Source organism: Azospirillum melinis, from assembly GCF_013340935.1.
GTDB classification, from domain to species: Bacteria; Pseudomonadota; Alphaproteobacteria; order Azospirillales; family Azospirillaceae; genus Azospirillum; species Azospirillum melinis.
The window spans coordinates 73,331-84,711 of the sequence record NZ_WHOS01000031.1 but is presented as its reverse complement, the minus strand read 5'-3'; the positions used below and the strand labels follow the sequence as shown (position 1 = coordinate 84,711).

Genomic DNA, 11,381 nt, shown 5'->3' with positions numbered 1-11,381 from the left:
CACCCGATCCCCTCAACCGCGCCCCCGCCTCCCGCACCTCACGCCTGTGATCGCCGTCACAGCGCCACCTGCCGGAATTTCCTAAAATTTTAGCGAAATCGGCACTGGAGAGGTGGAGGGCGCGATGATGGCGAAGCGGCAGGCGGATGGCTGGACCGGGACTCATGCGGCCGACCGCCTCCAATACAAGCGGCCGGCCCGAATCGCCTCCGCTCCGGGATCGGGCAAGCGGGCACGGTGGCGGGATCACGAGAACCGGCTGGTGGAGGTTTTGCTGGAGTTTACCACCATCGCCGGCCTGTTCGCCCTGCTGTTCGCCCTGTTCGTGCTGTTCGGCGCCGCGCAGACCCTGTCACCCTGAGGGCCTGCACCCTGACTTTTCCGCCCCGGTCTGGCGCTCGCTTCCCTTCTTGCGCATCCTCTGCGGCGGCATCTGCGCAATTCGCGGCAAATGCAAATCGAGCCTTCCCGCTCCGCGCGCATTTCGCATAGGATCGCCGCCGATACGGGCGGCACCACCCCGCCCGGCGCGCCAACCGGGAGTTTCCATCCATGACCACCCAGCCGGTCTGCCAAGCCGCGGTCGATCTTGTGAAGCATTTCGAAGGCCTCTACCTCAACGCCTATCTGTGCCCGGCCGGCGTTCCCACCATCGGTTACGGCCATACAGCCGGCGTGAAGATGGGGCAGACCATCACAGTCGAGCAGGCCGATGCCTTCCTCGCCTCCGACCTGGCCCAGGCCGCCGGCCATGTCGACGCCCTGGTGACGGTGCCGCTGAACGACGACCAGCGCGGCGCGCTGGCGTCCTTCGTCTTCAACCTCGGCGCCGGCAGCCTGCAATGCTCGACCTTGCTGAAGCTGCTGAACGAGGGCGATTACGCCGGGGCTGCCGGCCAGTTCGGCCGCTGGGTCTATGCCACGGTGAACGGCACGCCGACCAAGCTGCCGGGTCTCGTCGCCCGCCGCGCGGCCGAGGAGGCGCTTTTCCAGAGCCAGACGGCCCAGCCGAAGACCGGCGTCACCACCGAGGACGGCACCCCCTGATCCGGCATTCCGGCAGGCGCCGGGCACGAGTCGTTTGACGGGACGGGATGTTCGCCCCACATTTGCGGACATCCCACCGCCGCGCTCCGGAATGCCGCCTTGACCGCCTTTGCCTCCGACAGCCTCGCCGCCGCCACCCGTCCCAATCCGAACCGGCCCATCGCCGTCTGGCTTCTGGTCTGCGCCGCCATGGTGCTGGCCATGGCCGTGATCGGCGCCATCACCCGGCTGACGGAATCCGGCCTGTCGATGGTGGAGTGGAAGCCGCTGATCGGCATCCTGCCGCCGCTGTCCTCGGCGGAATGGAACCGGGTCTTCGACCTGTACAAGGCGACGCCGGAATTTCGCATCTACAACAGCCACATGGATCTGGCGGGCTTCCAGTCGATCTTCTGGTGGGAGTGGTTCCACCGGCTGTGGGGCCAGCTGATCGGCTTCGTTTTCCTGATTCCCTTCCTGCGTTTCTGGATGCAGGGCCGCATCTCGTCGGAGCTGTGGCCGAAGCTGGCCGGCCTGTTCCTGCTGGGCGGGCTCCAGGGCGGCATCGGCTGGTTCATGGTGAAGAGCGGGCTGGTCGATTCGCCGAACGTCAGCCATTACCGGCTGGCCCTGCATCTCAGCACCGCCATCCTGATCTACGCCCTGCTTCTGCGCACGGCGCTGGGCCTGCTCGATCCGCTGCCGATGGCGGGTTGGCGGCCGGAGTCGGCGTCCTTGCGCCGTCACACCCGCTGGGCGCTGGGTCTGGTCGTCGTCACCATCGTCTGGGGCGCCTTCGTCGCCGGGTCAGATGCCGGCTTCGCCTACAACAGCTTCCCGCTGATGAACGGCCACTGGATCCCGCCGGAGGTCGACACGCTGACCCCCTGGTGGCTCAACCCGGTCGAGAACACCGCGGCGATCCAGCTGATCCACCGCGTGCTGGCGATCCTGACCGGCGTGGTCGTCCTGGTGCTGGCCGCCCGTGTCCTGAACGCCCGCCTGCCGGGACGCGCCGGCCGCGCGGCACTGGCGTCGGGCGCCATGGTCCTGCTGCAGATCGCGATGGGCGTCGCCACACTGCTGACCGTGGTGTGGACGCCCATCGCCGCCGCCCATCAGGCCGGCGCCATTCTGGTGGTGTCGATGCTGGTCTGGCTGCTGTTCGAACTGCGGCCGGTGGGGCGCGGGTAAAGCGGCGACCGATCCTTGCCGGCATGCGGGCGCGGCCGGCAAGATCTAGACGGATTTCACGGATTTAGGCACGGATTACACGGATTTTTTATGGCTTGCCGACGCGGATGCTCCCCGACAAGCCGAAGCCTCGCGGAGGAACATCCGTGAAATCCGTGTCCTAATCCGTGAAATCCGTGGAAGAATTGCCAACCGCGCCCACACTCCGCAAAAGCGCGGGGCTCCGCGTCACGCCCCTTCGGCCAGATCGTACATCGCGTCGATGTCGGCGATCAGGACCTTGTTGCCTTCCTGAAGCGAGATCACCCCGGCGGTCTTCAGCTGGGTGAAGGTGCGGCTGACGGTTTCGGTGGTCAGGCCCAGATAGTCGGCGATGTCGGCGCGGCTCATCGGCACGAAGACCGGATTTTCCTTGTGGCCGCGGCGGGCGGCACGCTGCGACAGCATCAGCAGGAAGGAGCAGATCTTCTCCTTCGCCGTCTTGCGGCCAAGCAGGAGCATCTGGTCCTGCGCGGCCGCCAGTTCGTTCGACGCCATCGAGAACAGGCGCCGCTGCATCTTGGGGAATTCCTCCAGCAGCGCATCGATCTTCTTGCGCGGAAAGCGGCAGAGCGAGGCGCTGGTCACCGATTCGGCGGTGTAGGCATAGCTGTCGTTGACCGCCAGCCCGAGGAAATCGCCGGTCACCAGGAAGCCGGTGATCTGGCGGCGCCCGTCCGGCAGCAGCTTGTACAGCTTCACCGTCCCGGATGTGACGTTGTAGAGCGCATCGGATGCATCACCCTCGGCGAACAGGGTGTGGCCGGCATCGATGCGCACATTCTGCAGAATGTCGGCAAGACGGCGCAGTTCCTCGGGTTCCAGCGCGGCGCACACAGTCAGGCTGCGCACGGGACAGGCCCCGCAGGGATTCATTTCCGTCGCAGCGCTCTTTTCCCGAGCGCGAACCGTATCAAAAGGTGGCATGGAGGAACCCAGCCTTTCATTCCGCATGGGCCCATATTGGTGGCAATCGCTCGGAATCGCAACCTTGCACGCATACAACCTTTTCTATGCCCATACGGGATTTGGCACTATTGCCCGCGCACGGCCTCCGCCGGCTTGGCCGGTTCACCGCCCGCGCGGGGTGCCGCCGGCAGATCGTCGTCGAACAGGACGCGGTGGGCCGCCCCGTCCAGATCGTCAAACTGGCCGGACTTCAGCGCCCACAGAAAGGCCGCCAGCCCCAGCCCGCCCAGGCTCAGTGCGATCGCGATCAGATAGAGAAGCTCGTCCATCACCCGAATCCTTACCCGGCAGTTCCCGAACGGCGATGTCCCGCACGGGAAGATCCTTGACGACGGCGCCGCGGGCCAGCCGCAGCGCGTTCAGAATGACGATCAGCGACGACGACGACATCGCCAGCGCCGCCAGCAGCGGCGTCAGCATGCCGCCCATCGCCAGCGGCACGGCGCACAGGTTATACACCAGGGCGATCCCGAAATTCTGCCTGACCAGACGGCCGGACCGGCGGGAAACCTCCACCGTCTCGACGATCGGGCGCAGCAGCCGGCCCTGGAACACCACGTCGGCCGCGGTCTGGCTGACATCCACCGCGGTGGAGGGCGACATCGACACCGCGGCGGCGGCCAGCGCCGGGGCGTCGTTCAGCCCGTCGCCGACCATCAGCACGGTGCGGCCCTGCCCGGCCAGTTCGGCCAGCGCCGCGGTCTTGTCGGCCGGCGTCTGTTCGGCCCGCCAGTCGGCGATGCCCAGCCGCTCCGCCACCGCCGCCACAGCACCCCGGCGGTCGCCCGACAGCAGCTTCACCTCCAGGCCACGCGCCTTCAGCGCCGCCACCACCGCAGCGGCGTCGGGGCGCGGGGCGTCGAGGAAGACGATCCGCCGCGGCTCCTCGCCCGGACGGGCCAGCCACAGTTCCGGACCGGCGGCGTCCTCCGCCTCCAGCGGCGCGCCGGTGAAGCGGCGGCTGCCCAGCCGCACCTCGCCATCCGCCGTCTGCAGGGACAGGCCGGCGCCGGCGATCTCGCGCACGCCCGCTGCCACCGGCACCTCGGGTGCTGCGGCGGCCAGCGCACGGGCCAGCGGGTGGCGGCTGGCCGCGGCGAGCGAGGCCGCCAGCGCCAGATCCTCCGCCGACAGCCCCTCCGCCGCCAATCCCTTCGCCGATAGCCCGTCGAGCTGCGGCACCGGGCGCCCTTCGGTCAGGGTGCCGGTCTTGTCGAACACCACCGTGTCGATGGCGGCGAGCCGCTCCAGCGCGGTCGGGCTTTTCAGCAGCGTGCCCTGGCGCATCAGCCGGCCGCTGGCGATCACCTGCACCACCGGCACCGCCAGCGCCAGCGCGCAGGGACAGGTGATGATCAGCACGGCGATGGCGTTCATCAGCGCGTCCTGCCACACCACCCCGCCCAGCAGCATCCAGCCGGCGAAGGTGGTCAGCGCGGTCAGATGCACGACGGGAGCGTAGAGGCGCGACACCCGGTCGGCGATGGCGACATATCTGGCGCGGCCCTGCTCCGCCACCTCCATCAGCCGGACGATCTCGGCCAGCAGCGTGCCCTCCCCCACCGCGGTGACGGTCAGGCGCAGGGGTGCGGTCAGGTTGAGGGTGCCGGCGAAGACCTGATCGCCCGGCCGCGCGGTGCCCGGCACCGTCTCGCCGGTGATCAGGCCGGTGTCGAGGTCGGACACGCCGTCGGACACCCGGCCGTCGACGGGGATGCGCTCGCCGGCCGCGACCAGGATGACGGTGCCGGGGACGACCTGTTCCGGCGCCACCACGGCGCTGGTGCCGTCCGCGTTCAGGATGGTGACGGCGTTGGCGCGCAGGCCCAGCAGCTGTTCGGCCGCCGACCGCGCCCGGCCGCGCGCCCGCTGGTCGAGGTAGCGGCCGACCAGCAGGAAGAACAGCAGCATGACGCCGCCGTCGAAATAGGCGTGCTCGCCGCTGTGGATGGTCTCGAACAGGCTCATGCCGGTGGCGAGCAGCACGCCGATGGTGATCGGCACATCCATGTTGGTGCGGCCATGGCGCAGAGCCGACAGCGCCGAGCGCGCGAAGGGACGCAGAGCATAAGCGATGGCCGGCATGCAGATCAGCGCCGAAATCCAGTGCATCAGGTCGCGGGTGGCGGTGCCCATGCCCTGGCTGTGGCCGGCCCAGACCGACACCGACAGCAGCATGACGTTGCCCATGGCGAAACCCGCCACCGCCATGGCGCGCAGCAGCTCCTTCTCGCTCTTCGCCTGGGCGCCGCCCAGCCGGTCGGGGTCGAAGGGAACGGCGCGGTATCCCAGCTGGGCCACGGTGCCGACCACCGCGTTGGCGTCGGTCGCCTCGGGCGTCCAGCGCACGGTCAGCCGCCGCGTGGTCATGTTCATGCGGGCCTGGGCGACGCCCGGCTGGCGGTTGAGCGCCGATTCGATCAGCCAGACGCAGGCCGCGCACTGCATGCCGTCGACCATCAGGTGAAGGCTGCGGCTGCCGTCCTGCTCATCGCGGGCATGCGGTTCGTAATCGACCGCCGGGGCATCGTCGGGACGCAGCGGGCGGGCGGTGGGATCGACGCTGCGGCGCTCGTAATAGCGCTCCAGCCCCAGCCCTCGGACGAGGTCGTAGGCGGCGGCGCAGCCGGTGCAGCAGAACGGCCCGGCGCCATCGCCGGCAGTCGGGCTGCCAACCTGCGCGCCCTCGCCAAGCTCTTGTCCGCAATGGAGGCAGACGGTCATCTCGACATCACCCTGACTGTCCCGGTTGCGGCGCCTTCGCCGCCCTCACTGCACCCAGACGCGCTTCTGGTCCTGATAGTCGCCGCTGGCGTGGGTGATGACGAAGCGCATGTCCCACTGGCCTTCCAGCTCCAGCTCCACCGGGGCGCCATAGCGGCCCTCGCCCAGATAGGGCAGCGACAGGGTCTTGTCATGACCCTCGGAGATCGGACGGATCATCGTCACGGTGACCGCGGCGTCCTTCAGGATCTGGCCCTGCTTGTCGCGGACGGTGATGGCGATCACGCCCTTGCGCGGTTCGGTGCTGGTGAAGTCCGGCTGGACCTGCCAGCCGCGTTCCGCCTGGGCGCGGGCTCCGGCCAGATCGTTGTTGTAGCCAAGCCCCTTGATGAAGTGGTTCTCGGTCTCGATCCCGGTCCAGCTCGACACCGCGAAATGGACCATCACCCCGTTCACCGCCAGGACGACCATGAAGACGCCGACGAAGATCCAGGGGATGTACCATCCCGGCTGGCGCGGCGCCTTCAGGCGTTTCGGGGGGAGGGGGCGGTTTCCGGTGGTGGTGCTGATGCTCATGGTCGCTGGCTGCCCTTCGACTGGTCGGCGGCGTGTGATAAGCGGCGTCCGATCAGCGATGTGTATCGCTGATCGCGGGAACTATGGCGACCGATTGCCGCAGGGACATTGCGATGGATCAAATGACAGGAAGTTAACGAAACCGCCGGCCCCCGCCTGTCCCGCAAAGAAAAGGGCGCCGGGGAGAGACCTCCCCGACGCCCTTTCCGGTCGGTTCCGTAACGGTCCGCCCGGGCTTTGGCTTACTTGCCGCCGCCCAGGTTGTGGACGTAGACGGCCAGCGACTTGATCGTCGCATCGTCCAGACGCTTGGACCAGGCCGGCATGACGCCGGCGCGGCCGTTGGTCACCGTCTCGACCAGCGTCTGCTTGTCGCTGCCGTAGAGCCAGTTGGCCTGTTTCAGCGGCGGAGCGCCAACGCCGTCGACACCGGCGGCAACCGAACCCTGGGCCGCATCGCCATGGCAGGCGGCGCAGTTCTCGTCATAGACGGTCTTGCCCTTGGCGGCCTTGCCCGCATCGGCGGTCTTGCCGTTCAGCGACAGCACATAATCCGTGACCTGATCGATCTGGTCGCGGTTGAGGATGCCGTCCTTGCCGAAGGCGGTCATGCCGACATTCGGCGTGCCGCGGGTGTCGCCGTCATCCGAGCGGATGCCGTGCTGGATGGTCTTGTAGATGTCGGCCGAGGAGCCGCCCCACAGCCACACGTCGTCGGCCAGCGTCGGGAAGCCCTTGGCACCCTGGCCGCCGGCGCCATGGCAGGCGGCGCAGTTCTCGTTGAAGTAGGACCGGCCGCCGGCCATCGCGAAGCCCAGCAGGTCCTTGTCCTTCTGGATTTCGTCGACCGACTTGGCGGCGATGGCGGTCAGGTACTTGGCCTGGCCGGCCTTCGCCTCCGCCAGCCGGGTGTCCAGCTCCTCGCGCTGGGAATATCCCAGGATGCCCTTCGTGTAGGTCTTGCCCAGCGGCCAGGCCGGGTAGAACACGTAGTACACCATCGCCCAGGCGATGCAGACGTAGAAGAGATACAGCCACCACTTCGGCAGCGGATTGTTCAGCTCGCGCAGTCCATCCCACTCGTGGCCGGTGGTCTCGACGCCGGACAGCTCGTCCTTGTAATTCTGTGCCATGGTCTAAAGCTCCTGACCATCATCCTTGAGCGGGATCTGGGCGGCGTCGTCGAAGGTGCGGCGGTTGCCGGGCCACATGGCGTAAACCAGGATGCCCGTCAGCAGCAGCATCAACCACACCGTCCAGAAGGACCGAAGCATCACCGTGATCGAATCCAAGTCCATGGATTCCTCCCCCGATTACTGCTGCAGCTGCTTGGACTGGTACTTGGTGAAGTCCACCATGGTGCCCAGCACTTGCAGGTAGGCGACGAGAGCGTCCATTTCGGTGACGGTCTTTTCGCCGGTGAAGTTCGCCACCACGGCCTTCGGGTAGCGCTTCATCAGCCCGGCGGTGTCGCCATCGGGGTTCTTCTGCGCTTCCAGGTCGGCCTTGGCGTTGGCGATCTGCTCGTCGGTGTAGGGAACGCCGACGATCTTCAGCGTCTTCAGGTGGTCGCCGATGTCGCCGTAGCTCAGCGGACGCTCCTTCATCCAGCCGTAGGTCGGCATGATCGACTCCGGCACGACCGCGCGCGGGTTCACCAGATGGGCGACCTGCCAGGCGTTGGAATATTTGCCGCCGACGCGGGCCAGATCGGGACCGGTACGCTTGGAGCCCCACTGGAACGGATGGTCGTACATCGACTCCGCCGCCAGCGAGTAGTGGCCATAGCGCTCGACCTCGTCACGGAACGGACGGATCTGCTGGCTGTGGCAGTTGTAGCAGCCTTCGCGCAGGTAGATGTTCTGCCCGGCCAGTTCGAGCGGGGAGTAGGGACGGACCCCCTCCACCTTCTCGATGGTCGATTCGATGGTGAAGAGCGGGACGATCTGAACCAGACCGCCGATCGACACGGTGATCAGCACGAGCACGATCAGCAGAAGGGTGTTCCGCTCGATCAGGTCGTGGCTGAAGCCCTTTTTATCCTGAGCCATTTCTCGCATCCTTCCCTAGCGTCAGGCCGCGCCGACCGTCGCCTTGTGCGGCGTGGTGACATAGGGCTTCTCGATGCGGACATCGCCCTTCGCCGTGCGCCACAGGTTGTAGACCATGATGAGAGCGCCGGTGACGAACAGGACGCCGCCCATCGCGCGGATCACGTAGAACGGGTGCATCGCCGCGACGGTCTCCACGAAGGAGTACTGCAGGAAGCCCAGGTTGTCGTAGGCGCGCCACATCAGGCCCTGCATGATGCCCGACACCCACATGGCGGTGATGTAGAGCACGATGCCGATGGTGGCGGTCCAGAAGTGGTAGCTGACCAGACGCATGCTGTAGAGCTGCGAGCGCTTCCACAGCACCGGCACGAGATAGTAGATCGCGCCGAAGGAGACGAAGGCGACCCAGCCGAGAGCGCCGGAGTGCACGTGGCCGACGGTCCAGTCGGTGTAGTGCGACAGGGCGTTGACCGGCTTGACCGACATCAGTGGGCCTTCGAAGGTCGACATGCCGTAGAAGGCGACCGAGGTGACCAGGAAACGCAGGACCGGATCGGTGCGCAGCTTATCCCAGGCGCCCGACAGGGTCATGATGCCGTTGATCATGCCGCCCCAGGACGGCATCCACAGCATGACGGAGAAGGTCATGCCCAGCGTCTGCGCCCAGTCCGGCAGGGAGGTGTAGTGCAGGTGGTGCGGACCGGCCCAGATGTAGAGGAAGATCAGGGTCCAGAAGTGGACGATCGACAGGCGGTAGGAATAGACCGGCCGCTCGGCGCGCTTGGGCACGAAGTAGTACATGATGCCCAGGAAGCCGGCGGTCAGGAAGAAGCCGACCGCGTTGTGGCCGTACCACCACTGCACCATCGCGCTCTGCACGCCCGACACGAAGGTGTAGGACTTCATGCCGAACAGCGACACCGGAACGTTGATGTTGTTGCCGATGTGCAGGATCGCGACGGTCAGGATGAAGGCCATGAAGAACCAGTTCGCCACATAGATGTGCGACTCGCGCCGCGTCATCACCGTGCCGATGAACTGGACCGCATAGAGCACCCAGGTGACCGTCAGGTACAGGTCGAGGATCCATTCGGGCTCGGCGTATTCCTTGCCCTGGGTGAAGCCCAGGACATAGCTCAGCGCCGCGAGCACGATGAAGACGTTGTAGTTCCAGAAGATGAACTTCGCCAGCCCTTCGCCCCCGAAGAGATACTGACGGCAAGTCCGCTGGACCGAATAAAGCGAAGTGGCGAACAACACATTGCCGCCGAACGCGAAAATCACGGCCGAGGTATGGACGGGGCGCAGGCGCCCGAAGCTCGTCCACTCCAGCCCGAGATTCAGCGCCGGGAAAGCCAGCTGCAGAGCGATGAAGGTGCCGGCCAGGAAACCGACCACGCCCCAGAACACTGCAGCGATCACGAAGAGTCGGATGGCGTCCTCATGGTAACGCACGTCTTCCGACACCCGCTGGCTGCCCAGGGTGGCCCCTGAAGTCAGAGTCGCTGATGTCATACAATCTCTCCCGTTTGCCCCGGGCGGCCGCGGGGCCGCGCCTTCTGGGTTGCACCACCACTGGGTACGTACTGTTAAGGAGCGGGACAGGTTGCACTCGGAAATGCCGAAAGGGACGCCGGGCGCGCCTGTCTCCAATGGCGCCCACTATGTGTACGGGGGGGTTCAGCAACATTGATCTACGTCAACGACCCTTCCGCCCTGGGGCTGCCATCGTTCAGTGTCCTTGCAATCGGCCGGGCTGAAATGGACGACGGTTTCATCGCTAAACCCCTTGGTCGGCGCCAGATCGACCAGGCCTATCCGCTGGTCTGCGCCATGGCGCCGGGCCTGGGGGTCGACCAATGGCGCGCATTTGCCGCAGCGGTTCTGGACAGCGCAACCCTGGGGGGCAGCGCGGAGGATGCCGCTGGCGACGGGGCGGCCGGGAAAGGCCGCCCGCCGGCAAGCCGGGGCATCATGACCGTGCAGAACGCGCAAGGGTATCTGCACGGCCTGTTCTCCTACACGGCCGAACCGCACCTGCTGCACGGACGGACGCTGTGCGTCGACAACTTCGTCGTGCTCGACCTGTTTGACGTCGCCGGCGTGGCGGAAGCCCTGTTGCAGGCGATGGAGGGACTGGCCCGGCGGCTGGGCTGCGCCGCCATCCACACCACCCTGCCCGACCGTTTCGCCCGGCCCGATTCCCTTCAAGGCTCCGGCCGCGATCCGATCCCCGACTGCTTCCGCACCGAAGGGCACCGGCAGGAAACGATCCGCTTCTGCAAGGATCTGGCGGTGGTCAACGACAATAGCCTGCCGCTGGTGAAACCCTGAAACTGGCGGACGGGCGGCGCGGCGCGGCGTAACGTCTGCCGGACGGCAGACGGATGCCGGACCTTCAAAAGGAATGTCCCAGATGAGCGGAGCGCGATTCGGCAGTCTGCTGGAGGGACTTCCCGCAAGTCCGCAGCCCGACGAACTTTTCACCACCCTGGCGGCGCTGCCCGGCTCGCGGATCGAGCGGATCGTCTCCACCGGCCAGTCCTCGCCGGACGGCTTCTGGTACGATCAGGACTGGGACGAGTTCGTCCTGCTGGTCGCAGGCGCCGCCACCTTGCAAGTGGAGGGAGAGGGTGACCGCCTGCTGTCCCCCGGCGACTGGGCGCTGCTGCCCGCCCGCACCCGCCATCGCGTCGCCGCCACCGCCGCCGGGGGACCGACCGTGTGGCTGGCGATCCATGCCGGTGAGCCGGGCAGCGGCACCGGAGCGGAGTAAAGGCCGGGCGGAGCCGCATGGGA

At 66.9% G+C, this 11,381-nt stretch carries 13 protein-coding genes; 5 read left to right on the top strand and 8 right to left on the bottom strand.

Annotated features, from left to right (window positions below):
- The first annotated feature begins 124 nt into the window (after positions 1-124).
- From GBZ48_RS21860 to GBZ48_RS21850, 3 genes are all read left to right on the top strand, one after another.
- The gene (locus GBZ48_RS21860; RefSeq protein WP_174472929.1) at positions 125-361 is read left to right on the top strand and encodes a hypothetical protein; all 237 of its coding nucleotides are present in this window, start codon (positions 125-127) and stop codon (positions 359-361) included.
- A gap of 191 nt (positions 362-552) precedes the next feature.
- A complete protein-coding gene (locus GBZ48_RS21855; RefSeq protein ID WP_174472928.1) occupies positions 553-1,047 on the top strand; it encodes a lysozyme in 495 nt (164 codons plus the stop codon).
- A gap of 99 nt (positions 1,048-1,146) precedes the next feature.
- Entirely contained in the window at positions 1,147-2,220 is a 1,074-nt protein-coding gene (locus GBZ48_RS21850) for a COX15/CtaA family protein (protein WP_174472927.1), read from the top strand.
- Between the two features lie 228 nt (positions 2,221-2,448).
- On the opposite strand, the gene GBZ48_RS21845 is transcribed toward GBZ48_RS21850, so the two are convergent.
- The 8 genes from GBZ48_RS21845 to ccoN all read right to left on the bottom strand — a co-directional run bounded on the left by GBZ48_RS21845 (position 2,449) and on the right by ccoN (position 10,097).
- Positions 2,449-3,111 (bottom strand): Crp/Fnr family transcriptional regulator, encoded by a 663-nt coding sequence (locus tag GBZ48_RS21845; protein ID WP_244592885.1) that lies wholly within the window; start codon positions 3,109-3,111, stop codon positions 2,449-2,451.
- Between the two features lie 182 nt (positions 3,112-3,293).
- Entirely contained in the window at positions 3,294-3,497 is a 204-nt protein-coding gene (gene ccoS, locus GBZ48_RS21840) for a cbb3-type cytochrome oxidase assembly protein CcoS (RefSeq protein ID WP_098740630.1), read from the bottom strand.
- Positions 3,403-5,952, bottom strand: a complete 2,550-nt coding sequence (locus tag GBZ48_RS21835) for a heavy metal translocating P-type ATPase (RefSeq protein WP_174472926.1) — start codon at positions 5,950-5,952, stop codon at positions 3,403-3,405. Before GBZ48_RS21835 ends, ccoS begins: the two co-directional genes overlap by 95 nt.
- Positions 5,953-5,997: 45 nt before the next feature.
- A complete protein-coding gene (locus GBZ48_RS21830) occupies positions 5,998-6,528 on the bottom strand; it encodes a FixH family protein (RefSeq protein ID WP_174472925.1) in 531 nt (176 codons plus the stop codon).
- A gap of 242 nt (positions 6,529-6,770) precedes the next feature.
- The gene (gene ccoP / locus GBZ48_RS21825) at positions 6,771-7,661 is read right to left on the bottom strand and encodes a cytochrome-c oxidase, cbb3-type subunit III (RefSeq protein ID WP_174472924.1); all 891 of its coding nucleotides are present in this window, start codon (positions 7,659-7,661) and stop codon (positions 6,771-6,773) included.
- 3 nt (positions 7,662-7,664) lie between these two features.
- A complete protein-coding gene (locus GBZ48_RS21820; protein WP_012972963.1) occupies positions 7,665-7,826 on the bottom strand; it encodes a cbb3-type cytochrome c oxidase subunit 3 in 162 nt (53 codons plus the stop codon).
- A 15-nt stretch (positions 7,827-7,841) separates the two neighbouring features.
- Positions 7,842-8,579 carry a cytochrome-c oxidase, cbb3-type subunit II gene (gene ccoO, locus GBZ48_RS21815; RefSeq protein WP_109048083.1) on the bottom strand — a complete coding sequence of 246 codons (738 nt, stop codon included), beginning with the start codon at positions 8,577-8,579 and terminating at the stop codon, positions 7,842-7,844.
- Positions 8,580-8,600: 21 nt separating this feature from the next.
- A complete protein-coding gene (gene ccoN / locus GBZ48_RS21810; RefSeq protein ID WP_109449626.1) occupies positions 8,601-10,097 on the bottom strand; it encodes a cytochrome-c oxidase, cbb3-type subunit I in 1,497 nt (498 codons plus the stop codon).
- A gap of 246 nt (positions 10,098-10,343) precedes the next feature.
- On the opposite strand from ccoN, the gene GBZ48_RS21805 reads away from it, so the two are divergent.
- On the top strand, positions 10,344-10,916 hold the full coding sequence (locus GBZ48_RS21805) for a hypothetical protein (RefSeq protein ID WP_174472923.1): 573 nt from the start codon (positions 10,344-10,346) through the stop codon (positions 10,914-10,916).
- 82 nt (positions 10,917-10,998) lie between these two features.
- Positions 10,999-11,358 (top strand): cupin domain-containing protein, encoded by a 360-nt coding sequence (locus GBZ48_RS21800; RefSeq protein ID WP_174472922.1) that lies wholly within the window; start codon positions 10,999-11,001, stop codon positions 11,356-11,358.
- Positions 11,359-11,381: the final 23 nt, after the last annotated feature.

Coding starts and splice junctions, on each gene's coding strand:
- ccoS (WP_098740630.1), bottom strand. CDS start 3,497: ATGGACGAGCTTCTCTATCTGATCGCGATCGCACTGAGCCTGGGCGGG.
- GBZ48_RS21830 (WP_174472925.1), bottom strand. CDS start 6,528: ATGAGCATCAGCACCACCACCGGAAACCGCCCCCTCCCCCCGAAACGC.
- ccoN (WP_109449626.1), bottom strand. CDS start 10,097: ATGACATCAGCGACTCTGACTTCAGGGGCCACCCTGGGCAGCCAGCGG.
- GBZ48_RS21835 (WP_174472926.1), bottom strand. CDS start 5,952: ATGACCGTCTGCCTCCATTGCGGACAAGAGCTTGGCGAGGGCGCGCAG.
- GBZ48_RS21805 (WP_174472923.1), top strand. CDS start 10,344: ATGGACGACGGTTTCATCGCTAAACCCCTTGGTCGGCGCCAGATCGAC.
- GBZ48_RS21860 (WP_174472929.1), top strand. CDS start 125: ATGATGGCGAAGCGGCAGGCGGATGGCTGGACCGGGACTCATGCGGCC.
- GBZ48_RS21800 (WP_174472922.1), top strand. CDS start 10,999: ATGAGCGGAGCGCGATTCGGCAGTCTGCTGGAGGGACTTCCCGCAAGT.
- ccoP (WP_174472924.1), bottom strand. CDS start 7,661: ATGGCACAGAATTACAAGGACGAGCTGTCCGGCGTCGAGACCACCGGC.
- GBZ48_RS21855 (WP_174472928.1), top strand. CDS start 553: ATGACCACCCAGCCGGTCTGCCAAGCCGCGGTCGATCTTGTGAAGCAT.
- GBZ48_RS21820 (WP_012972963.1), bottom strand. CDS start 7,826: ATGGACTTGGATTCGATCACGGTGATGCTTCGGTCCTTCTGGACGGTG.
- ccoO (WP_109048083.1), bottom strand. CDS start 8,579: ATGGCTCAGGATAAAAAGGGCTTCAGCCACGACCTGATCGAGCGGAAC.